The organism is Devosia oryziradicis, from assembly GCF_016698645.1.
GTDB classification, from domain to species: domain Bacteria; phylum Pseudomonadota; class Alphaproteobacteria; order Rhizobiales; family Devosiaceae; genus Devosia; species Devosia oryziradicis.
In genome coordinates this window covers 1117321-1139121 of sequence record NZ_CP068047.1, presented here as the reverse complement: position 1 = coordinate 1139121, position 21801 = coordinate 1117321, and the positions used below count along the sequence as shown (strand labels likewise).

21 protein-coding genes are annotated in these 21801 nt (G+C 65.2%); 7 read left to right on the top strand and 14 right to left on the bottom strand.

All coding sequences use genetic code 11. The features are described from left to right. Nucleotides 1-95: 95 nt before the first annotated feature. The 3 genes from JI749_RS05710 to JI749_RS05700 all read left to right on the top strand — a co-directional run bounded on the left by JI749_RS05710 (nucleotide 96) and on the right by JI749_RS05700 (nucleotide 4231). Entirely contained in the window at nucleotides 96-1988 is a 1893-nt protein-coding gene (locus tag JI749_RS05710) for a heparinase II/III family protein (RefSeq protein ID WP_201660553.1), read from the top strand. 117 nt (nucleotides 1989-2105) lie between these two features. Beyond that, the gene (locus JI749_RS05705) at nucleotides 2106-3095 is read left to right on the top strand and encodes a sterol desaturase family protein (RefSeq protein ID WP_201660551.1); all 990 of its coding nucleotides are present in this window, start codon (nucleotides 2106-2108) and stop codon (nucleotides 3093-3095) included. Continuing rightward, entirely contained in the window at nucleotides 3092-4231 is a 1140-nt protein-coding gene (locus tag JI749_RS05700) for a GNAT family N-acetyltransferase (RefSeq protein ID WP_201660548.1), read from the top strand. Before JI749_RS05705 ends, JI749_RS05700 begins: the two co-directional genes overlap by 4 nt. Here the strand turns inward: JI749_RS05700 and JI749_RS05695 are convergent. The 6 genes from JI749_RS05695 to JI749_RS05670 all read right to left on the bottom strand — a co-directional run bounded on the left by JI749_RS05695 (nucleotide 4228) and on the right by JI749_RS05670 (nucleotide 10110). Beyond that, on the bottom strand, nucleotides 4228-5196 hold the full coding sequence (locus JI749_RS05695) for a PDR/VanB family oxidoreductase (RefSeq protein ID WP_201660545.1): 969 nt from the start codon (nucleotides 5194-5196) through the stop codon (nucleotides 4228-4230). The genes JI749_RS05700 and JI749_RS05695 overlap by 4 nt on opposite strands. Before the next feature lie 9 nt (nucleotides 5197-5205). Further along, nucleotides 5206-5949, bottom strand: a complete 744-nt coding sequence (locus JI749_RS05690; protein WP_201660541.1) for a GntR family transcriptional regulator — start codon at nucleotides 5947-5949, stop codon at nucleotides 5206-5208. Between the two features lie 3 nt (nucleotides 5950-5952). Further along, nucleotides 5953-6999, bottom strand: coding sequence for an aromatic ring-hydroxylating dioxygenase subunit alpha (locus JI749_RS05685; RefSeq protein WP_233280881.1), 1047 nt, complete (start codon nucleotides 6997-6999; stop codon nucleotides 5953-5955). A 171-nt stretch (nucleotides 7000-7170) separates the two neighbouring features. Then, nucleotides 7171-8199, bottom strand: coding sequence for a TRAP transporter substrate-binding protein (locus JI749_RS05680; RefSeq protein WP_201660536.1), 1029 nt, complete (start codon nucleotides 8197-8199; stop codon nucleotides 7171-7173). A gap of 52 nt (nucleotides 8200-8251) precedes the next feature. Then, nucleotides 8252-9577, bottom strand: a complete 1326-nt coding sequence (locus tag JI749_RS05675) for a TRAP transporter large permease (RefSeq protein WP_201660532.1) — start codon at nucleotides 9575-9577, stop codon at nucleotides 8252-8254. Further along, nucleotides 9577-10110, bottom strand: coding sequence for a TRAP transporter small permease (locus tag JI749_RS05670; RefSeq protein ID WP_201660531.1), 534 nt, complete (start codon nucleotides 10108-10110; stop codon nucleotides 9577-9579). The genes JI749_RS05675 and JI749_RS05670 overlap by 1 nt, the downstream gene beginning before the upstream one ends. A 389-nt stretch (nucleotides 10111-10499) precedes the next feature. Between JI749_RS05670 and JI749_RS05665 the strand changes: the two genes are divergently transcribed. Beyond that, nucleotides 10500-10958 (top strand): MarR family winged helix-turn-helix transcriptional regulator, encoded by a 459-nt coding sequence (locus JI749_RS05665; protein WP_201660527.1) that lies wholly within the window; start codon nucleotides 10500-10502, stop codon nucleotides 10956-10958. Here JI749_RS05665 and JI749_RS05660 read toward each other — a convergent pair. The 8 genes from JI749_RS05660 to JI749_RS05625 all read right to left on the bottom strand — a co-directional run bounded on the left by JI749_RS05660 (nucleotide 10955) and on the right by JI749_RS05625 (nucleotide 19004). Then, the gene (locus JI749_RS05660; RefSeq protein ID WP_201660523.1) at nucleotides 10955-11719 is read right to left on the bottom strand and encodes a crotonase/enoyl-CoA hydratase family protein; all 765 of its coding nucleotides are present in this window, start codon (nucleotides 11717-11719) and stop codon (nucleotides 10955-10957) included. The genes JI749_RS05665 and JI749_RS05660 overlap by 4 nt on opposite strands. Nucleotides 11720-11742: 23 nt before the next feature. Continuing rightward, nucleotides 11743-12159 carry an acyl-CoA thioesterase gene (locus tag JI749_RS05655; protein WP_201660519.1) on the bottom strand — a complete coding sequence of 139 codons (417 nt, stop codon included), beginning with the start codon at nucleotides 12157-12159 and terminating at the stop codon, nucleotides 11743-11745. 9 nt (nucleotides 12160-12168) lie between these two features. Further along, entirely contained in the window at nucleotides 12169-12930 is a 762-nt protein-coding gene (locus JI749_RS05650) for an SDR family NAD(P)-dependent oxidoreductase (RefSeq protein ID WP_201660515.1), read from the bottom strand. Continuing rightward, entirely contained in the window at nucleotides 12930-14171 is a 1242-nt protein-coding gene (locus tag JI749_RS05645) for a thiolase family protein (protein WP_201660512.1), read from the bottom strand. Before JI749_RS05645 ends, JI749_RS05650 begins: the two co-directional genes overlap by 1 nt. A gap of 1 nt (nucleotide 14172) precedes the next feature. Next, a complete protein-coding gene (locus JI749_RS05640; RefSeq protein ID WP_201660509.1) occupies nucleotides 14173-16032 on the bottom strand; it encodes a feruloyl-CoA synthase in 1860 nt (619 codons plus the stop codon). A 77-nt stretch (nucleotides 16033-16109) separates the two neighbouring features. Next, entirely contained in the window at nucleotides 16110-16901 is a 792-nt protein-coding gene (locus JI749_RS05635) for an ABC transporter ATP-binding protein (RefSeq protein ID WP_201660506.1), read from the bottom strand. Further along, entirely contained in the window at nucleotides 16894-17925 is a 1032-nt protein-coding gene (locus JI749_RS05630) for a FecCD family ABC transporter permease (protein WP_201660501.1), read from the bottom strand. The genes JI749_RS05635 and JI749_RS05630 overlap by 8 nt, the downstream gene beginning before the upstream one ends. After that, the gene (locus tag JI749_RS05625; protein ID WP_233280880.1) at nucleotides 17922-19004 is read right to left on the bottom strand and encodes a FecCD family ABC transporter permease; all 1083 of its coding nucleotides are present in this window, start codon (nucleotides 19002-19004) and stop codon (nucleotides 17922-17924) included. The genes JI749_RS05630 and JI749_RS05625 overlap by 4 nt, the downstream gene beginning before the upstream one ends. 34 nt (nucleotides 19005-19038) lie before the next feature. Between JI749_RS05625 and JI749_RS05620 the strand changes: the two genes are divergently transcribed. From JI749_RS05620 to JI749_RS05610, 3 genes are read left to right on the top strand one after another with little or no spacing between them, the layout of a single operon-like run. Continuing rightward, a complete protein-coding gene (locus tag JI749_RS05620; protein WP_201660498.1) occupies nucleotides 19039-19962 on the top strand; it encodes an ABC transporter substrate-binding protein in 924 nt (307 codons plus the stop codon). A 48-nt stretch (nucleotides 19963-20010) separates the two neighbouring features. Beyond that, nucleotides 20011-20928 carry an ABC transporter substrate-binding protein gene (locus tag JI749_RS05615; protein ID WP_201660495.1) on the top strand — a complete coding sequence of 306 codons (918 nt, stop codon included), beginning with the start codon at nucleotides 20011-20013 and terminating at the stop codon, nucleotides 20926-20928. 5 nt (nucleotides 20929-20933) lie between these two features. Further along, entirely contained in the window at nucleotides 20934-21797 is an 864-nt protein-coding gene (locus tag JI749_RS05610; RefSeq protein WP_201660492.1) for a sucrase ferredoxin, read from the top strand. Nucleotides 21798-21801 lie beyond the last annotated feature (4 nt).

The window sequence follows — 21801 nt, the reverse complement described above, 5'->3', positions numbered from 1 at the left end:
GCCGGCGATGTTAACCCATCGCGCCGAAAACGCAGCGCGATAGGCACGGCATTGTCGGCTTGTAGTGTATGAGGGCTGAAAGAGCTGGGCTTTCGATGAAGCTATCCTGGTACGTCAACCGCCTGCGCAATATGGAACCGGCCGAGATCGCTCATCGGCTGGTCGAAAAAGCGCGAAAGCTCGCCTCCAAAAAGCGCCATCAGGGCTGGTCTGGCGCCGGCAATCCGACACTGCATCCGGTCTTTCCCAACCTGCCGAGCCGGGTGCTTGCCGCTTCGCCAGGCCAACGGCGGGCTGTTGCCGAGGCAGCGGCAGATTTCCTGGCCGGACGCTACGCCGCCCTGGGCCGCCAATGGCCCGAGCGCGACCCCGGCGCCCTGTTTCCGCCCGAGCTATGGCGCCTCGATCCCGTCACCCAGGCGCTGTGGCCGGACTCCGCCACCTATGCCTTCGACATCGATTTCCGTCACGACGGCAGCCGAGGCGACGTCAAATATGTCTGGGAAATCAATCGACTGCAGTTCCTGCCCGTCTTGGCCGCACACCATTTGCTGCAAGACGACGAGGCAAGCCTGGGCACCATCGAGGCTGCCCTGATCAGCTGGCACGACGCCAACCCGCCCTATGGCGGCGTCGCCTGGGCTTCGGGCATCGAAGTGGCCCTGCGCGCGATCAGCATCATGCTGACCCTCGACATGTTGGGCCACCGACTGTCGGACAATTTCCGAAGCAAGGCCGGCGAAATCCTGTCGGCCAGCGCTTTCTGGTTGCCGCGCTTTCCCTCGCGCTTTTCCTCGGCCAACAATCACTTGGTGGCCGAGCTGGCCGGCGAGTATCTGCTCGCAATTTCGCTCGGTCACGACGCCGACCGGCCGTGGCAGGATCTGCTTGCCGAGTTGGACAAGCAGATCCTGCCCGATGGCAGTGGCGCCGAGCAGACGCCCACCTATGCCGCCTTCACCGCCGAACTGGTGCTGCTGTCGGCCATGGCGGCACGCGATGCCGGTACACCCCTGCCACAGCAGGCTGGGCAGCGGCTGGCGGCCTTTGCCGATTTCATCGCCTGGCTCGGGACCGGCGAGTTCGGCGACAATGACGAGGGCCGGGTCGTCACACTCGGCGCGGAGGCCGACTATGCGTCCTCGGTGGCAGCGGCCATCGCAGGTTTCCTGGGCGCACCCAGTCCAGTCGCGGCCCCTGACGATTTCCGCGGCTTGGTCTTCGGCACGCCGTCCGATCCGCTGCCACACCCGTCTGGCCTGCATGGCTTCGCCGACGGCGGCCTCTCGGTGTGGCGCGGGGACATAGCTGGTCGGCAGGTCGCTCTGCGTTTCGACCACGGGCCGTTGGGCTATCTCTCCATCGCCGCGCACGGCCATGCCGATGCGCTGTCGCTCACCCTCGATATCGATGGCGAGCCCATTCTGGTCGACCCTGGCACCTACCTCTACGGCTCCGGCGGCGTCTGGCGGGAGTGGTTCCGGTCGACGCCGGCGCACAATACCCTCAACCTCGGTGGCCAAAGCCAGAGCACTATGTCTGGCGCCTTCAACTGGTCGCACAAGGCCACTGCCCGGCGCCTCGACCATCCCCCGACGCAAGACTGGCTGACGGCGGAGCACGACGGCTACGAGCGCCGCTTCGGCGCGCGCCACCAACGGCAGGTCAGGTGGGATGGCGGCTCCATCACCGTTCACGATCGCCTGATCGGCACCGCCCAGCCCGCCGAGATCGTGTTTCAACTGGCCAGCGGCCTCGATGTCGAGCGGGACGGGAACGTGGTAACGGCCAGCCGCAATGGCATTTCCGTGATGCGCATCACCCTGCCCAGCGATAGTGTGACAATCGCCTCGGGCGGGGAGTTTCCGGGCTCCGGCGGCTGGGTTTCGCCGCGCTTCGGCATCAAGCTGCCGGCGCCCCGCATCGCCTGGCGCGGGCGGGTCGACGCCGCCGGCGTGGCGTCGGTCCTGACCGTGCTCCAGCATTAACTAAGCTTTAGCAATTAAGGGGTTTTGGCCCGGCCGATCTGGCATTTGTAGCAACGCGGCAGGCCTCTTCCAGACCCGCCTGCCCGCCCTTCCCATGCCACCAGGGAGCAGATGCAAATGATCGATGAACTCGTCGCCAAGGTTATGGACAAACTGACCTTCGAGAACATGGCAACGGCCGGCCTGCTGTTCCTGACGGCCTTCGTCAGCGCGTTGATCGCTTACTGGCGGACGGTGGAGAAGAAGTCCTTTGCCGAGTTCTTCGAATTCGCTTTGCCCAAGGAAGTGATCCTGCATGCCTCGGCCCGCGCCGATGCCCTGTTCTGGATCACCAAGCGGCTGCTGATGCCGTTCCTGCTGATCCCCTCGGGCGTGATCTTCGTCTCGGCCGTCGCCTTTGCCACCAATCAGGGCCTGGGCGCGCTGCTCAACATCCACGAACCCCTGATCGCCGGTCCCGCCGGCCCGCTGGTGGTGATCGCTTTCACCATCACCATGCTCCTGGCCTATGATCTTTCCTACTACCTCTACCATGCCGCCCAGCATCGCTTCCCGCTGCTGTGGGAACTGCACAAGGTGCACCACTCGGCCGAGGTCATGGTCGGCATCACCAAGGACCGGGTGCATCCGCTCGACGACCTGCTGAACCGCATGTGGGATGGCGTCATTCCCGGCATCGCCTTCGGCATCTGGACGCTGATCGCGCTCGATCCAGTGGAAGTGACGATTTTCGGCATCAACGTCTACGTCATCCGCAACATCCTGATGATGGACTTCGTCCGCCACACCCATTTCAAGATCTCGTTCGGCCCGCTCAACAACGTCGTGCTCTGCCCCCATTGGCACCAGCTGCACCACAGCGTCGACCCGCGCCACTACGACAAGAATTTCGGCCTGCTGTTCTCGTTCTGGGACCGCATGTTCGGCACCCTGGTGGTTCCCGAGCCCGATGAAGACTTCAAGTTCGGCCTGATGGATCGCGACGCCCACGAATACCAGTCGCTGTTCGGGCTCTATATCCTGCCGCTCAAGAAGATGGGCCTGATCCTGGTTCGGGCGCTGCGCCGCACCCCGGCCGGCAAGCCGGTCGAAAGCACCCAGCCATGAACATGCATGCCTCCGGCGTGACGGTTCGCGCCGACCGGGTGGAGATCGTCACCGACACCGCCCGCCTCGCCGAGATCGGCCCGGCCTGGGACGAACTGTGGTCGCGCACCGATGGCCTCGTCTTCCAGAGCCACGCCTGGATTTCGGCCTGGTGGCGGACGCTTCCCGATCGCGACCGGCAACGCCGGCAGCTGCGCGTCGGCCTGGTGTGGAATGGCGACCGTCTCGATGCGGTCATGCCGCTCAGCATCCACAAGCGCCGCGGCCTGCGCTTCCTGGAATGGGCCGCCAACAGCTATAGCGACTACGAGGACATCATCGCGGTCAGGGACTGCCCGCCCGCAACCCTGCAGCGCCTATGGGCCGAATTGACGGCAATGGGCGGCTTCGACATCGCCCTGCTCAACCGCCTTTGCCCCGGCGCGCGGACCCGCGAGTTGCAAAGCACAGGCACGCGCCCGGCGCTGACGCCAAACCACCGCAGCGAAATCAGCCATAGGGTCAGCGGCGACTGGTCCACCGGCCAGGCCTGGTTCGACAGCCAGTCCAAGAAAACCCGCCAGAACTATCGCCGCAAGCAGGCGACCCTCGCCGAGTCAGGCAAGACACAGTTCCGCCTGGTGGGCCCGGACGAGCCGCTGCGTCCGATCCTCGAGCGGCTATCGGCGCTGAAGCGCCAATGGCTCGATACCCGTGGCCGCACCTCGACGCTGTTCGAGGAAGGCGAAGTGGCGCTCTCGGCCCTGGTGGAAGCCCTCGCCCGTGCCGGCCTGCTCCGCCTCTTCGTGCTCGAAGTGGATGGGCTGATCGTGTCCATCTCGGTCAATTTCGAGCAGCGCGGCACGCTGATGGCCTTCGTCACCAGCTACGACCCCGCCTTCGAGCGCGGCTCGCCCGGCACGCTGCTGATGACCGACTATATCATGTGGGCCTTCGACCGCGGTCTGCACACAGTCGATTTCCTCTGTGGCGCGGAGGCCTTCAAGCGGCGCTTCGGCACCGAGGCGGTAACCCTGGGCACGCTGACGGCGCCCGGCTCGCTCCGCGGTCGCGCTGTCCTCGCGCTCGACCGCGCACGCCACGCCCTGGAACAGCGCCGCCCGCAGAAGCAGCCGGACACCCCTGCCGCCGACTAGCCGCGATAGCCCACGTCGATCACCGCCTTGCCGCTGGCAAAGCGCGAGACGCAGGCGCACATCCGGTTGCCTTCGTGCTTTTCCTCGGCGCTGAAGAACACATCGCGATGATCGATCGCGCCGTCATGCGCGACGATATCGACAGCACAGAGCCCGCATTCGCCGCGCTGGCAATCGTAGATCATGTCGATGCCGGCCCCCAGCAATGCGTCGAGCAAGGTCTGGTCCGGCCGCACCGCCACCGAGCGTCCCAATCCCTGCACTTCGACGCTGAATGGCGCCTCGGCATAGAGCCCGCTGTCGCCGAACACCTCGTAGCGCAGCCGCCCGAGCGGCCGCCCTGCCGCAAGCCAGGCGGCCTTGACCGCATTGAGCATGTCTATCGGCCCGCAGACATAGAGTTCGCCATTGGGCGGCAGCGCTGCAATTTCCGCCTCGACATCGATGCGCCCACCCGCATCGCCGGCATGGACGGCCACTGCGCTCCCCAGCTCGGCTTCCAGCCGATCGACAAAAGCCATCACCGAGCGGGTGCGTCCGCCGTAAGCCAGGCGGAACGGCACGCCGCGGCGTTGCAGGGCGAGTGCCATGCCATAGATCGGGGTGATGCCGATGCCGCCCGCGATCAACAGGTAGTATGGCGCCCGCCACGCCAGTTCGAAACGGTTTTCCGGCAGGGTCAATTCGACTGTCGAACCAACATCGAGCCCCCACATGAAGCGTGAGCCGCCGCGGCTGTTCTCGTGATGCTTGACCGCCACGCTGATATGCCCCGCCGGGGCCGGCAAGCAGCTATAGGTGCGGATCGCCTGTCCCTCGCCCAGAGCAACCTTGAAATTGCTGTGAGAGCCCGGATCGAAGCGCGGCAGCGCCCCTTCGACGGCAAATTCGAGCAGCCGGACATCGTCGGCAATCGTCTCTGCCCGCGTCAGGGTGCCCTGCCGCCATCCCTGCCTGTTGCGCATCAGACGCTCCTATTCGCCGACCAAAGCCAGCGCCCGCACCCGCCGCAACAGGCTCCGGTCCTCGGCCATGACATATTCGAGGTTCTGCCGCGCCAATCGCGCATGCTCGCGCGCCAGCGCCTCGGCCCGTCCGCCCTCGTGCAACTCGATGGCGCTGACGATAGCCTTGTGCTGCGCCTGCCCTACCAGCAGCGATTGCCGGAAGGCCGGCACGTCGGCCTGCTTGTCGAGAAACGCACTGGGCGAAGCAAAGGGCAGCCGCGTCACCCGCTCGATTTCGCGCCGGATGGTCTGGCTGCCGGACAGTCCCGCCAGCGCGTCGTGGAATCCTGCATTGAGTTCGACATAGCGTTCGAAGTCCATGTCCTGCGGCCGGTCGCGGATCGTCTCGTCCAACGCCCGGACGAGGTCCTGGATCGCCTTCATCCGCACGGGCAACACGCCGCGTTCGGCCGCCAGCCGCGCCGCCGTGCCTTCGAGCACGCCGCGAAGCTCGATGGCATCGACCACCTCCTCGCGGGCAAAGCCGCGCACCGCGTACCCGCCCGATGGAATGACCTCGAGCAAACCCTCCTGCTCCAGTCGCGCCAGGGCAGCGCGGATCGGTGTGCGCGAAATGCCCAGCCGTGCCGCGATCGCCACCTCGGACAGCCGTTCGCCGGGCCGGATATGACCATCCAGCACCAGATCGCGCACCCCCATCAGCGCCTTGAGCGACTGCGGCTGCTGCCGCTTTTGCAGCGAAGCACCCATGGCCTACTCCGCCGCCGCACGGTGCGGCTCTTCTTCGGCAATCATCGCTTCGATCAGCTTGCGCGCCCACATCGAGCCCGCGTCGATGTTGAGGTTGTAGATGACGTGGTCCGGATTGTTGTCGATGGCGATCTGCTGGGCCTCCAGAATCCGCTCGTCCTCGCGGAAGATGCCGGCCACGCCTTCGCGCAATTCATGCGTGCGACGCTGCTCGGATGTCTTGTAGTTGCGGGCAAAGGCCCAGAAATAGTGGCAGGTCTTGTCGGTCTCGGGCGTGATGGTGTTAAGCACGAAGCCGTTGACGCCCTGGCTGCGATCGCCTTCGGGCGCACCGGTTCCGGCTAGGGCCACGCCCACATCGATGGCGATGGTGGCCGGCGCCTCGAAATTGATGATCTGCCAGCGGTCGACATTGCCGGGCTTGCCCAGTTGGCCGCGCCAGAAGGGTGGCGCGTCGATATCCTTCATCCACCGCGTGATGGTAGCCGTCCGCTCCGAATGGGTCGCCGTGAACGGCGCCTCCGCCACGGCGCGGTTGCCGATGGACGAGCCATGCACATAGGTCTCGTGGGTCAGGTCCATCAGGTTGTCGATGACCAGCCGGTAGTCGCACTTGGCGTGGATCAGCTTGCCATCCGCTGCCCATTCCGGATCGTCGTTCCAATGCAGGTCGGGGATTCTGGCCGGGTCGGCCAAGGCCGGATCACCCATCCACAGCCAGATGAAGCGGTGCTTCTCGACAATCGGGTAGGACACCACACAGGCTGACGGATTGATGGTGTCCTGCGACGGCATGTATACACAGCGGCCGGAATCGTCGAATTCGAGACCGTGATAGCCGCAGATAACATTGTCGCCATAGAGCTCGCCCATCGACAGTGGCAGCAGCCGATGCCAGCAGGCATCCGCCAGCGCCACCGGGCTTCCGTCCTGCTTTCGGTACATGACCACAGGTTTTCCGCAGATCTTGCGCGGCAATAGCTCGCGCTTGACCTCGGTATCCCAAGCCGCCGCATACCAGGCGTTCATCGGAAATGTCTTGGCGGTCATCGCCGTGCTCCTCTTGCAGCAGGCCGGCTCGGAAGCCGGGAAACGCTGATTGTATACATTTTTGCAGGGCAGACTGCCCTTTTTCAGAAGCCATCGCCGATTCGGCGCAGGCCGGCGGGCAGGCTACCCGCATAACAGGATTGGGCCCGGCGCGCGGCCGGGCCCTGTCGCTCAAGCCTCGGCGATGGCTGCCTTGGCAGCCTCGTGCAGCGCCGCGCCGTCAAGTCCTGCCGCAGTCATATCGGTGTACCACTGGTCGATGGTTGGCTGGGCGGCTTCCTGCCAGCGCGCCGTCTCGGCTTCGTCGAGCTGCACGATATTGTTGCCGGCTTCCACTGCCACCTTGAGCCCGATGGCGTCGCCTTCGTCCATCACGCGGCCGAACTGGCGAGCGGTTTCGACGCCTGAATTCTCGTCGATAATGGCCTTCAGGTCATCCGCCAGGCCGTTGTAACGGTCCAGGTTCATGGTGAAGCCAAAGGTCTGGCTGTAAAGCCCATGCGTCCCCGAGAAGCCGGTATGGTTCTTGACCAGTTCGGCCACCTTGAGCGAAGGCGTGACTTCCCAGGGGATGGTCGTGCCATCGATGACACCGGTCGACAGCGCCTCTGGCACCTGCGGCACCGGCATACCGATCGGTTCGGCACCGAGCCGGCCCAGCATGTCGCTGATGATGCGCGAGCCCCCGCGGATCTTCATGCCCTTGAGGTCTTCGAGCTTGGTGATCGGGTCCTTGGTGTGGAACAGCCCGGGGCCATGGGTATGGACACAGATCAGCTTGACGCCATCGAACTCGTTCATGGCATTGGCTTCGACATATTTATGGAAAGCCACCGAGGTTGGCTCGGCCGTCGTGACCATGAACGGTAGTTCGAACACTTCCGACTTGGGGAAACGGCCCGGCGTATAGCCCAGCACGGTCCAGATCAGATCCACCACGCCATCCTTGGCTTGGTCGTAGAGATCCGGCGGCGCGCCGCCCAGCTGCATGGCGGGATAAAGCTCGAACTTGATCCGGCCGCCTGAGGCTTCCTCGACCCGCTGGGCCCATGGCTCGATCGCCTTGGCGGGAATGGTGGCCTGGGCCGGCAGCATCTGATGGACGCGCAGCGTGGTCGTATCCTGTGCGCGCACAATGGCAGGAGCGGCGAGAGCGACGGTTCCCGCGGCGGTGCCAATCAAAAATTCACGTCTCTTCATAGTCTCCTCCTCCTATGTTGTTTCTCTCTCCCCGCTACCCGCCCAGGGATGCTCAATGCAGCCACTGGACCAAGAACAGGGATATCGACGGAAAGGCCACCAGGATCACCGTGCGAACGAGATCCGATATCAGGAAGGGCGTGACCCCAAGAAAGGTCTGCCCGATGCTGGTGCCTTTGCTCATGGAATTGATGACGAACAGGTTCATGCCCACCGGCGGACTGATGAGCCCCACCTCCACCACGACAAGGGTGAGGATGCCGAACCAGATCGAGAACTCCTCGGGGCTGAGCCCGAAATCGAGCGCCAGCGTCACCGGATAGACGATCGGGATGGTCAGCAGGATCATGGACAGCGAATCCATCGGTCCGCCCAGGATCAGGTACATGATCAGGATCAGCGTCATGACCAGCCACGGGTTGAAGCCCTGCTCGGTAACAAAGGCTGCAGCGGCCTGCGGCAGCTGGCTGAGCGCCAGGAAGTTGTTGAGCGCCGCGGCGCCCAGGATGATCATGAAGATCATGCCGGTGCCGGTTGCCATCTGCACCATGGCCGTGCGGAAGGCCGGCCAGGTCAGGGTGCGGTTGAAAATGGCGATCAGCCCGGTGCCTACCGCACCCACCGCCGCAGCCTCAGTCGGCGTAAAGATACCGGTATAAATGCCGCCAATGACGGCCAGGAAGATCACCGGTGCCGGCCAGATACGGCCCAGCTGGCGGAAGCGTTCGCGATAGGGCAGGCGCGGATAGGCCGTGCCGGCATGCTCGGGCCGCACCCGCGCCACGATGGCGATGGTCAGGCAGTAGCCCACCGCCGCCAGCACCCCCGGAACGATGGCGGCCAGAAACAGCTTGGCGATATTCTGCTCGGTGAGGATGGCATAGATCACCAGGATCCAGGACGGAGGCACCAGGATGCCGATCGTGCCACCAGCGGCCAGGGTGCCGGTTGCCAGCGCACCCGAATAGCCGTGCCGCTTGAGCTCGGGCAAGGCCACCTGCCCCATCGTGGCCGCCGTCGCCAGTGACGACCCGCAGATCGAGCCGAAGGCGGTGCAGGCGCCGATCGAGGCCATGGCAATGCCGCCGCGACGATGGCCGAGCCATGCCGTGGCGGCATCGAACAGCGAGCGGGAAACCCCACTCATCGCCGCAAACTGCCCCATCAGCAGGAACAACGGCACCACGGCGAATGAGTAGCTCGAAAAGGTCGAATAGGTCAGCGACTTGAACAGCGCAAAGCTGGGATTCCAGCTCTTGGTGATGAGATAGTTGCCCACCACGCCCACCACCAGCATGGCCAGGCCGATCGGCATACGCAGGAAGATCAGGACCAGCAGGACCGGAAACGACCACAGGCCCAGTTCGATATTGCTCATCAGAAGAGTCCCGGTTCGGGCTTGTAGGGATTTCGCGAGAACGCGTTGGCGCCGGAGCGGACCACGCAGTAAAGGCTCACCAGCAGCATGCCTATCGCGCCAAGCATGGCCGCCGCATAGGTCAGCCAGACCGGCACGTGGAGGATGAAGGTCATCTCCTTGTTGCCGTACTTGTCCAGCATGCCCACCGCGAAGCGCCAGACGATGAACGCGGTCATCACCAGCATGATGATGTCCATGACCAGTTCGATGATGGCTGCCGCGCGTGCCGGGAAGGCATCGGTCAGCAACGCCACGTCGGCATGGCCCCGCAGGTACTGGGTGAGCGGCATCGAGCAGAAAATGGCGAACAACACGCCAAACTGCACGATCTCCACGTCACCCGGAACGGGCTTCAGGCCCAGTGGAATGAGCGCACGTCCGACCACGCTGGCGGCAGTGATGATGGTGAGGATCACAAGGGCCACGCCCCCGGCAATGGCAATGCCGGTAGCAAGGCCGAAGACAGCGCGGCCCAGCCGCGTATCGTCCATCAGACCAGCTCCCCGCCAGTCCCGAGGCGACTGCGATTGGCATCGCTCGACGCGCGGTCAGTCCCGAAAACCCCCAGCATGGTCCCTCCCGTTTTTCCCGATTAAAGGCCCGGCCACCCAACAAGTAAAATGACAAATTTTGCCGCGCTCATAACCCCAGGATTATCGCATCGAGCGGAATTCTGGCCATTTTGTCAGCAAACGATAATCCAGCCAGAATGCTAGGCGCCCTGGACGAAAAGGCTAACCCGTTCGGCGGCAGCGGCGAGCTTATGGTCCTCCCAAACCATAATGTTATTTTGTATAACTAAATTGTCGGACACGACAAGCGGACCGTGCCAACGCGGCCTGACCGACGGAAATAACGCCTGATGACGAGCGAGCCGCCCATGCCCACTGTCGCCTCACCTTCGCCCGCAGAGGACGCCCTTGAGACTGGAGCCACTGCCAGCATTGTCGGCTATCGCCTGCGCCGGGCCCAGCTCAGCGTGTTCCAGAAATTCCATGCTGTCTTCGAGGAGCTCAAGCTGCGACCGGCAGAATATTCGGTTCTGGTCCTGATCGCCGACAATCCGGGTCGCAAGCAGACCGAGATTGCCGAGGCGCTGGGCATCAAGCGCGCCAATTTCGTGACGCTGGTGCACGGACTTGAAGAGCGGGGGCTGGTGGAACGCGTCCCGTCCGCCAATGACAGGCGCGCCAATGCCCTGCACCTGACGCGCGCGGGCGAGGCCTTCCTTGCCCATGCCCGCGCCGTACACACAGCCATGGAAGACGAGCTGGTGGCCCGCCTGGGTGGCGCTCAGGCGCGCGACCGGCTTCTGGCCCTGCTCGACCGGCTGACCTAGCGGAACACGGGCGGGCGCTTTTCGAGAAACGCCCGCAACCCCTCCTCCGCGTCCGGCCCGGTCTGGCTCAAAGCCGCGGTAAGACTTTCCGCATAGAGTCCCGCTTCGGGCGGCATGGCGGCGATCTGGGCGATGGCCTGGATGATGAAGCCGTTGATCGTGGGCGAGTTCTTCGCGATGCGCTCGGCCAGCTCGAACGCCTTGTCCAATGCCTGCCCCTCGGCCACGACGTGATGCGCCAGCCCAAGGCGCTCGCCGTCGGCGCCGGAATAGGACCGGCCGGTCAGCATCATCTCGGTCAGGCGATCGGGCCCGATGAGCCTGGAAATCCGCACCGAGCCGCCGCCGCCCACGAAGATGCCCCGCATCCCCTCGGGCATCTGGAAGCGCACCGTCTCCTCGGCCACCCGCACGTGGCAGGCCGCGGCGAATTCCAGGCCACCCCCCATCACCGCGCCGCTCATCGCCGCAACAACGGGGATTGGCGAGGTGGCGATCCGCGCCATCACCCGGTGCCAGTTGCGCGAATGAGCCATCACTTCGAGCGGCTCGCGCGCCACATGCTGGGACAGATCGAGGCCCGACGAGAAGTGCCCGCCCGCGCCGCTCACCACGATGGCACGGATATCCGATGGCACCCCCGCAAAGAACGCGTCCAACGCCGCCACCAGATCATCGTTGAGCGCATTGCGCTTGTCGGGGCGGTTGAGCATCAGATGGACGATGGCGCCCCTGTTGGTCACCGTCAGCACGTCGGCCATGTCGTTTCCTTCCAATGCAATCGTCACGAGGCGCTCAAAAGCCGGCGCACGTCTTCGGGCAGCGGCGCCGAGCGGATGTCACCCGCCTCATTGCGCACCACCCAGACTCGTTTCTCATGCGCCTCGATGGCAACCTCGCCGTCGCGGAGCAGCGTGTGCCTGACCGAGAAGCTGGAGCGGCCCAGTTCGGTAATTTCGGATCGGATATCGACCACGTCGCCAAAGCGCGATGGCTTGATGAAGCGGGCGCCGGTATCGACCATCGGGATGCCGGCAATGCCGAAATGCTCCAGCCAATTGCGCTTGTGCATGGCAAAGGCGGCGGACAGCAGGGCCGCCGTGGCATTGTCGAAGAAGCGGAAATAGTTGGGGTAGTAGACGATGCCGGCCGGATCGCAATCGCCGAACTGAATCTCGACCTGGGTGGTACGCGTAAACATGGCCTCTCCCTACTTCGCCTGCATGCGCAGCGCGCCATCGAGGCGGACCACTTCGCCATTGAGATAGTCGTTCTCGACCATGGCCAGCACCAAAGCGGCAAACTCCTCCGGCCTGCCCAAGCGCGCCGGATTGGGGATGGCATTGGCGAGGCTGTCCTGCGCTTCCTGCGGCAGTTCCGCCAATAGCGGCGTCAGGAACAGGCCCGGCGCAATGGCCAGTACGCGGATGCCGAAGCGCGCGAACTCCCGCGCCGCCGGCAAAGTGAGCGCGACAATGCCCCCCTTGGACGCCGCATAGGCCGCTTGGCCGATCTGTCCTTCGAAAGCCGCCACCGATGCGGTCGAGATGATCACCCCGCTCTGGCCATTGCCGTCAGGCGCGCCCAGCGTCATGGCATGGGCGCAGAGCCGGAGCATGTTGAAGCTGCCGACCAGGTTGACATTGACGACCTTCTGGAATGCATCGAGCGGCATCGGCCCATCGCGTCCGACAATCCGCGCCGCGGTGCCGATCCCTGCACAGTTGACCAGCACCGAAGGCGCGCCCAATGCGGCCACCGCTGCATTGACCGCGGCGTCAGCGCTCGCTGCGTCGGCAACATCGACCGCGAAGAACTGGCCCCCCAACTCCTTGGCGACCGCCTCGCCCTTTTCGGCGTTGCGATCTAAGATCGCGACCCGGGCCCCTACCCCGGCCAGCATGCGCGCAGTGGCGGCACCCAGCCCTGAGGCGGCGCCGGTGACAAAGGCGGTCTTGCCCGAAATGTCCATTACACGGCCTCTGGATTCTCGATGAGCAGGGCAATGCCCTGCCCGCCACCGATACAGGCAGAAGCCACGCCGTAGCGGATGCCGGAGCGCCGGAGCTCATTGGCCAGCGTCAGCCCCAGCCGGATGCCGGTGACGCCCAGCGGGTGGCCGATGGCAATGGCGCCGCCATTGACGTTGAGCTTGTCCTCGTCGAGGCCAAGCTCATCGACACAGGCCAGGATCTGCGCGCCGAAGGCCTCGTTGATCTCGATGCGGCCGATCTGGTCGAGCCGTATGCCCGCGACCTCCAGCACAGCGCGGACGGCCGGCGCGGGACCGATGCCCATGATCTGCGGCGGCACGCCGACGGCAGCGCTGGCAACAATCCGCGCCAGCGGCCTGTGCCCGTTTGCCTTGGCATAGGCTGCCGACGCCACCAGCACCGCCCCAGCCCCGTCGACAATGGCCGAACTATTGCCGCCTGTCTGCACGCCGCCGAAGGCCGGCCGCAACTTGGCCAGCACCTCATAGGGCGAGGGGCGGATATGGCTGTCGGTATCAACACTCTCGACCCCGCGGGGCAGCTTGATCGCCCGCTTGTCGATACCCTCGATCGCGAAGCTTTCGCTGACAACCGGCACGATCTCCTCGGCCAGGATACCGGCATCGCGCGCGGCGATGGCCCGGTTGAAGCTGCGCTCGGCGAAGCGGTCCACCCGCTCGCGGGAAATGCCATACTGCTTGGCGAGGTTCTCCGCGGTGTCGCCCATGTTCACGCACCCGGCCGGGTCGTAGAGCGCTTCCCAGAGGAAATCCTTGAACTCCACCTTCCCCATGGTGAAGCCATTGCGGTGGGTATAGGCGGCGATCGGATTGCGGCTCATCGATTCACAACCGGCACCCAGCGCCAGCTCCACCCGGCCGAGCGACACCGAGTCCGCCGCCTGCGCGATCACCTCGAGCCCGGTGCCGCAGATGCGCTGCACCAGATGCGCCGGCGCTTCGATCGGCGCGCCCGCATAAAGCCCGATATGGCGCGGGGTGACATAGGCGTCGAACGAAGCCTGGGCCATCGAACCGGCAATGGTGTGGCCGATATCGGCGGCCTTGACCCCGGTCCGCTCGATGGCTGATCGAGCCGCCTTGATGCCCAGATCGATCGGCGAAATTTCCGACAACGCGCCGCGATAGTCGACGAACGGGGTGCGGGCACCGCCCAGCAGCCAGGCATCGTCGAAGGTGAGCCGAAGGCCTTTGCTCATGTCAGGCGCCTTTGCGGTTGAGGATGAGAATGTCCGGCCCCGGCTCGTCGCGATAGAGCGCTTCGACCAGCTCAGCACGATGGGTACGCACCGCCCGCTGGTTGATCGAGCCCTTATCGGTGATCTCGCCCTTGTCGATATCGGGGAGACCCGCCATGAGCAGCGCACGCGCCACATGGTTGGAACTGCCCGTTGACCGCTCGGCAAGGACTGCCAGGCTCTCCGCAAATTTCTGCCGCACCGAGGGGTGGTCGACGATCGTCCTTGGATCGGTGCCCGGCGGCAAGCCGGCATGGCGGGCACAGGCTTCGAGATCGGGAAAGATCATCGCGCCGATATAGTTGAGGTCGAGGCCCGTCACGACCACGTCGCGGATCAAGGGCGCACAGGCGCCGATAACAGAAGCCCGGACCGCCGAGAAATTGACCCAGGTGCCGGTGGAGAGCTTGAAATCCTCGGTGACGCGGCCATCGAAGATCAGTCCCTTGGACAAGTCATCCGGGTCGGCGAAGCGCACGGCGTCGCCGATCTGGTAGAAGCCTTCTGAGTCGAAGGCCTCGGCCGTTTTATCCGGGTCGCGCCAGTAGCCGGGCGTGACGTTCGGCCCCTTGAGGCGTAATTCGGTCTTGTCGCCATTGGGCACCAGCTTGACCGTCATGCCCGCGGCCGGCAGCCCGATATGTCCCGCCGCTTCCACCGGCCAGGTGGTGGTGAAGGCAAAGGGCGCCGTCTCGGTCGAGCCATAGCCCGTGATGATCAGGATGCGCTCGCCGGTTTCGGCACGAGCTGCGCGGTCGAGCCCGTCGAACACATGCTGGGCCAGCCCCGCCCCGGCATATTGCAGCAGCTTGAGCCGCGCGAACAGGTTGCGCCGCGCCTCGGGATGCTCGTCGAACGCCGCCACCAGGAATTCATAGGCCTTGGGCACATTGGTGAAGAAGGTCGGCTGCACATGGCGCAGGTTTTCGAGGGTCCGGCCGATGCGCGCCGGGGTGGGCTGGCCATCGTCGATGTAAAAACTGCCACCATTGTAGATCGCGATACCGGTATTATGGCTGCCGCCAGCCACGTGGTTCCACGGCATCCAGTCGAGCAGCACCGGAGGTTCATCGCCGAGGAAAGCCAGCGCCGTGCGGATCATCTCCTGGTTGCAGGCCATCATCCGGTTGGTGGTGATGACGCCTTTGGGCAGGCCGGTGGAGCCCGAGGTGAAGAGGACCTTGGCAACGGTGTCGGCCGTGATGGCATCGTGGGCGGCAGCAACCGCAGGCGTCACTGGGGTCTCGAGCAGATCGTCGAACAACCGCACCGGGCGGCCGGCGGGCGGATTGCACCGCACGATCAGCGGGATATCGGGCGCAAAAGTCGCCTCGATCGCCGCGGCGAACCGGGCGCCGTCGCTGGCATAGATCAGGCCCGGCGTCAGCAGCCCGGCAATATGCTTGAGCTTGCCATAGTCGGTCGAGACCAGCGAATAAGCCGGTGAAATCGGTGCATAGGGTATGCCGACCCAAATGGCCGCCATGCCAAGCAGAAAATGCTCGATCTCGTTGCCGGAGAGGATGACGAGCGGGCGCTCGGGCGACAGACCGGCATCGAGCAGCGCCTGCCCCAACGGCCCGATCCGCTCCAGCACCTGGGCAAAGCTCAGCTTGCGCCAGCCCTCCCCTTCGCGGTCGGCGATCAGCACGGTATCGGGGGTCTTGCTTGCCCAGCTCTCCAGCGCGTCGACGATGGAGCGCGGATAGGGCCCCAGGGTTTCCATGGAGCGCAGGATGGTGGTGCCATCGGCGCGATGCTCGGCCGCAGCCGCCATATTGCCCAGTCGCACCTGGCGAATGGGCGTGCCCAGATGGTCCATGACGTCCTCCCTCGCATTTAGTTATGCAGTATAACTATATTGCCCGCAAGTAGCGGCGATCAGGCGCGGTTGCCGTCTTACCGCGTTTTGAGCGGAATGCAGAGCGGGCGGCCATAGGCCGGGTCGGTGATGACCATGGCATCGACGTCGAAGACCCGCGCGATAAGGTCCTCGACCATCAGCTCCTCCGGCTTGCCGCTGGCCGCCACCACGCCGTCGCGCAGGAAGACCAACTGGTCGGCATAGCGTGCCGCCAGGTTAAGGTCGTGCAGCACCAGCACGATGGTGCGGCCGAACTCCGAGTTGAGCTGGCGCACCAGGTCGAGGCAATCGAGCTGGTGCGACATGTCGAGGTGGTTCACTGGCTCGTCGAGGCAGACGATCTCGGTTTCCTGCGCCAGCACCATGGCGATCCACACGCGCTGCAACTGCCCGCCCGACAGCGAACCGAGGTGGCGATGCCGCAGATGCGCGACGCCCGTGCCGTTCATGGCGGTTTCCAGCGCCCGCGTGTCGTCGTGGCTCCAGGGCTGCAGCATGGATTGATGCGGATAGCGGCCCAGCCGCACCAGCTCTTCCACGGTGATGTCCTCCGGCGCCGACGGGCTCTGCGCCAGCAGGCCGACCTGTCGGGCCAGGAGGCGCTCGCCCAGCTTGGCGATGTCAGTGGTTTCGAGCAGGATCCGCCCGGCACTCGGCCTGTGCAGCCGGCGGATCGCCCGCAATAGGGTGGACTTGCCACAGCCATTGGGTCCGGCCAGCACGGTGATCTTGCCGCGGGGAATGGCCAACGACAGCCTGTCGAGGATGGTCGCGCTGCCATAGCCCAGGGTCAGGTCATCGATGGCAATGGCCGGTTGGTCAGTCATGGCGTTGCCTGCTCATCAGGAGAAAGAGGAAATAGGGAGCGCCGATCACCGCCGTCACCGTCCCGGCCGGCACTTCGACCGGGCTGAACAGCACCCGCACGATCAGATCGGCGCCGACAAGCATGATGGCGCCGAGCAGGAAACTGGCCAGCAGGCCTGCATAGACATTGCGGCCAACCACCAGCCGCGCCAGATGCGGCGCCATCAGCCCGATGAAGCCGACGCCGCCGACAAAGGCCACCGACACCGCCGTGAGCCCTGCGGCGAGGGCAAAGACCAGCACCCGGAACACTGGCAGATCAAGGCCCACGCTGCGCGCCGACACCTCGTCCAGCTCCGCCGGCGGCATTTTCCGTGCTGCGAGCACCGCCAGCAGCAGCAGGGGCAGCAGCATCACGATGGTGACCTGGATTTCGCTCCAGTTGATCTCATTGACCGCCCCGGCGATCCAGCGTGCCGCCTGGCTGGTGCGATAGATCGGCCCGATCAGCATCATCACCATGACCAGCGCCTTGAACACGGCGGCAATCGCGATGCCGAACAGCAGCAGGCGCACCGCCGATGCCGCCTGCCGCCCCGCCAAGGCGAAGACCAGTGCGATGCCCAGCGTCGAGCCGACCACGGCCGCGACCGGCTGGTAGGCGATGGACGTCACCAGCGCATTGGATTCGTTGGACAGCGCCGCGAGGAACATAACCACGCCCAAGGCCGCGCCGTCGATAACCCCCAGCACGCCCGGTGAGGCCAGGGCATTGCGGGTGATCTTCTGCAGCAGGAAACCGGCCACGGCCATGCCGCCGCCAGCCAGCGCCGCAATCACCACCCGCGGGAGCCGCAATTGCAGCACGATCAGCTTCTGCGTCTTTTCGCCGGCGCCGAGGATAACTGACGCAACCTGCTCGAGCGGAATCCAGCTCGAACCAAACGCCACGCCGCTCAGGGCCAGCACGACGCCGATGCAGATGAGCACGGTCAATGCAATCGGCGCACGGGCCGCCGACAGCGTCGAGGTCAAGCCGCTCATGCTGCCCTCCGGCGCAAGAGTGTCACCAGCACGACGCCGCCCAGCACCGCGGTGATCGCGCCCACAGGGGCCTCGATCGGAAAGATCACGACGCGCGCCGCCACGTCGGCCAGCGTGGCATAGATCGCCCCGAGCAATGCCGCGGCGAAGATCTGCCTTCCATGCCGCAGGCCCACCAGCCGGCGCGCCGCATGCGGCACGACCAGGCCGACAAAACTCACCGGCCCGGCCATGGCGACCGACGCACCAGTCAACAGCGATATCGACAAAAAGCAGCCGATGCGCACCAGCGTCACCGGCACGCCCAGCCCCGCCGCGGTATCATCATCGGCCTGCATCGCGTCGAGCGGCCGCGCCAGCAGCAGCGCCAGCAGGGCCCCCAGGACGATGAACGGCCCGCCGCTCAGCGCCAGCGTCATCGGCCGATCGACAAACGACCCGGCCAGCCAGAACAAGAGGTTCTGCAACTGCGCCTCATTGTTGGTGAGAATGATCTGGACGATCGATTGCCCCAGCCCGGCAATGGTGACCCCGATCAGCACGATGCGGATCGGCGACAGACCACCCGCCCCTGCCGCGATCGCGAAAACCAGCAAGCTCGTCACCAGCGCACCAAATGCCGCCGTCAGCGACAGGCCGATCAGCGAGCCGACCCCGAATACCGCGCTGGCAACCACCACGGCGAGCGAGGCGCCGGCATTGAGCCCCAGCGTATCGGGCGAAGCGATGCGGTTGCGCGACAGCGTCTGCACCTGCACCCCGGCAATAGCAAGACCAGCACCCACCAGCGGCGCAATGACCGCCCGCGGCAGCCGCAGGCTGGTAATGACGGTTGCTGCTTCCGAGCCGTCAAAGGCAAACAGCGCCGCGATAGCCTGCTGCAGGCTATAGACGCGATAGCCCACCGTGACGCTGAGCACCATTGCCGCCGCCAGGATGACGACCAGGCAGGCGTAAGCCAGCCCGAGCGGCATGGAACGCTGAAGAGGCGCGACGCTGGTGGAAAGCTGGTGCAGAACCATCACCCGAAAAAGCTGAGCAAAGAAGTCAGGTTGACTTCTTGCGCATTCGAAGATCATTTTATGACCTTCAATGTCAAGTTCGAGAGTGGTTATGAAGCTTCTTCGCCGCACGGTCCGGGGCAGTTTTGCGCTGGTCGCCCTGTTCGCCGCCTTGCAGCCCGCCATGGCGCGTGAAATCACCCATGCCATGGGCGTCACCGACGTGCCTGATCATCCGCAGCGCATCGTGGTTCTCACCAATGAGGGCACCGAGGCCCTGCTGGCCGCCGGAATCACCCCTGTCGGCGCCGTGCGCTCCTGGCTGGGCAACCCCTGGTATGCGCACATCGCGGACCAGATGGCCGATGTCACCGTGGTCGGCGAAGAATCGGCCGTCAACCTCGAAGCCATTGCCGCGCTCGAGCCCGACCTGATCATCGGCAACAAGACGCGCCAGGAAAAGATTTACGACCAGCTCTCCGCCATCGCCCCTACCGTCATGTCCGAGCGCCTGCGCGGCGATTGGAAGATCAACATGGCGCTTTATACCGACGCCACCGGCAAGGGCGCCGAGGGCCTTGCCGCGCTGGAAGCCTTCGACGCACGCGCTGCCAAGATCGCCGAGGAGGCCGGCCCGGCCCTCAAGGAGCGCATCTCGCTCGGCCGCTTCATGGCTGCGCTGACCCGCATCTACTACAAGGACACCTTTGCCGGCCTGATCCTCGACCAGATCGGCTTTGCCCGGCCCGCAGTGCAGGACAAGGCCGAGTTCGCCGACGATGTCGGCAAGGAACGCATCCCCGATTTCGACGGCGACCGCCTGTTCTACTTCGTCTACGAAACCGGCGACGGCGCCGCCGCGACCCAGGCCAGCGACTGGACGGCCGATCCGCTGTGGCAGAACCTGCCGGTGGTCAAGGCCGGCAAGGCCTATGCCGTAGACGACGCCATCTGGAACACCGCCGGCGGCATCATCGCAGCCAACCTGCTGCTCGACGATCTCGAAAAGATCTACGAACTGCCCCCCACCCGCTGACCTCCAAGGGCCGCTGCGGCGGCCCCTTCCCCTTTCCGGATTTTCCCAATGACCAACCGCTTGCTTGCCACGGCGCTCGTTGCGCTCGCGCTCATCGCCTCCGCCCAGGCCCGTGAAATCACCCATGCCATGGGCGTCACCGAAGTCCCCGATTCCCCCCAGCGCATCGCCATCCTCACCAATGAGGGCACCGAGGCCCTGCTGCACCTGGGCGTCGTGCCTGTGGGTGCCGCCCAGTCCTGGGAAGGCAATCCCTTCTATCCGCACCTGGCCGACAAGCTCACCGATACCGTATCGCTGGGCACCGAGACGGCCATCAATCTCGAAGTGCTGGCCGCGCTCGAACCCGACCTGATCATCGGCACCATGGTGCGCCAGGAAAAGATCTACGAGCAGCTCTCCGCCATTGCCCCGACCGTCATGTCGACCACCATCGGCTCGGCCTGGCTCGACAATTACCAGTTCTATGGCGATGTGATCGGGCTGGGCGATGAGGCCAAGGCCAATGTCGACGCGCTCAGGGCGCGTGGGGCCGAACTCGGCGCCGCCATCGGCGACGCCGTCAACGAGGAAATCTCGCTGGTCCGGTTCGCCCCCGGCCGCACCCGCATCTATTCCGACCACTCCTTCCCCGGCGTGGTGCTCGATCTGGTCGGCTTCGCGCGCCCGGCCAACCAGCGCAGCGAAGAGACCTTCGTGCAAATCGGCAAGGAACGCATTCCCGAAATGGCCGGTGATCGCATCTTCTATTTCGCGCCCGATGACGACAACGCCGAATCCCTCGCCAACCTGGACGAATGGCTCAACGATCCGCTGTTCATGCAGCTGGAGGCCACCAAGGCCGGCAAGGTCGCCCGCGTCGGCGAACTGGCCTGGAACCTCGGTGGGGGCATCTACAGCGCCTATATGATGCTCGACGACCTGGCCGGGATCTACGGCGTCACCCTGCCGCCGCAAGCCAACTAGCGCTCATGCATTTCTGCACCGACCACGCCATTGCCAGCGGCGAGCCGCTGGCCGGCACCGGCACCCTGGCCGAGCGGCACCTCTTCATTCGCTGGCCCAAGGGCAAGTGGCGGCGGCCGCGCTTCGAGACCGTGGGCCTGGCCGACGACCTGCTCGCCGCCATGAAGGCGGCGACCGGCAACGGCCGCTATGTCGGCTTCGTCGACACCGGCGACGGCCAGTCGCTGGAGCTGCTGTCCTTCCCCGACATGACCAGCGTCATGCCCCGCGACCAGGCCCACGCGGCCGAACTCGTCGCGCTGTGGCGGGACGGCCTGCCCCTTGGCGGCACGCCCTTGCCCCGCCGAGTGATCCTCTGCTGCACCGATGCCAAGACGGATGCCTGCTGCGCCCGATACGGCTTTCCGGTGTTCAAGGCCCTGGCCGCCGCCGCGCCGGTCTTCGAGCTCGACGTGCTGCAATGCACCCATATCGGTGGCTGCCACTTCGCGCCGTCGGTCATCGTCATGCCCGACCGGCAACGCTATGGCCGCCTGACGCCGGCTGCCGTCCCCGAATTCCTCGCCGCCATCGCCCGCGACGACATCTACCTGCCCGGCTACAAGGGCAATCCCGGGTTGGGTGAGCTCGAACAATCCGCCGAAGCCGCCGCGCGCCACTGGGCCGCCGGCCGCCGCCCCGTCGCGCTGTTCGAAGTCGCCGGTGTAGAAATGCTGGGCGAGGACGCGGCTACCATAGCGGTGCGCCTCGACGCCGAGACCCTCACCATCAATGCTCAGCGCCAGCCCTTTCCTGTCTATGGCAATTGCCGCGACATGGATAGCCCGGCACCCATCAAGCACCGGTGGGTCGCCTGGGTGAGCGCCTGAGCGC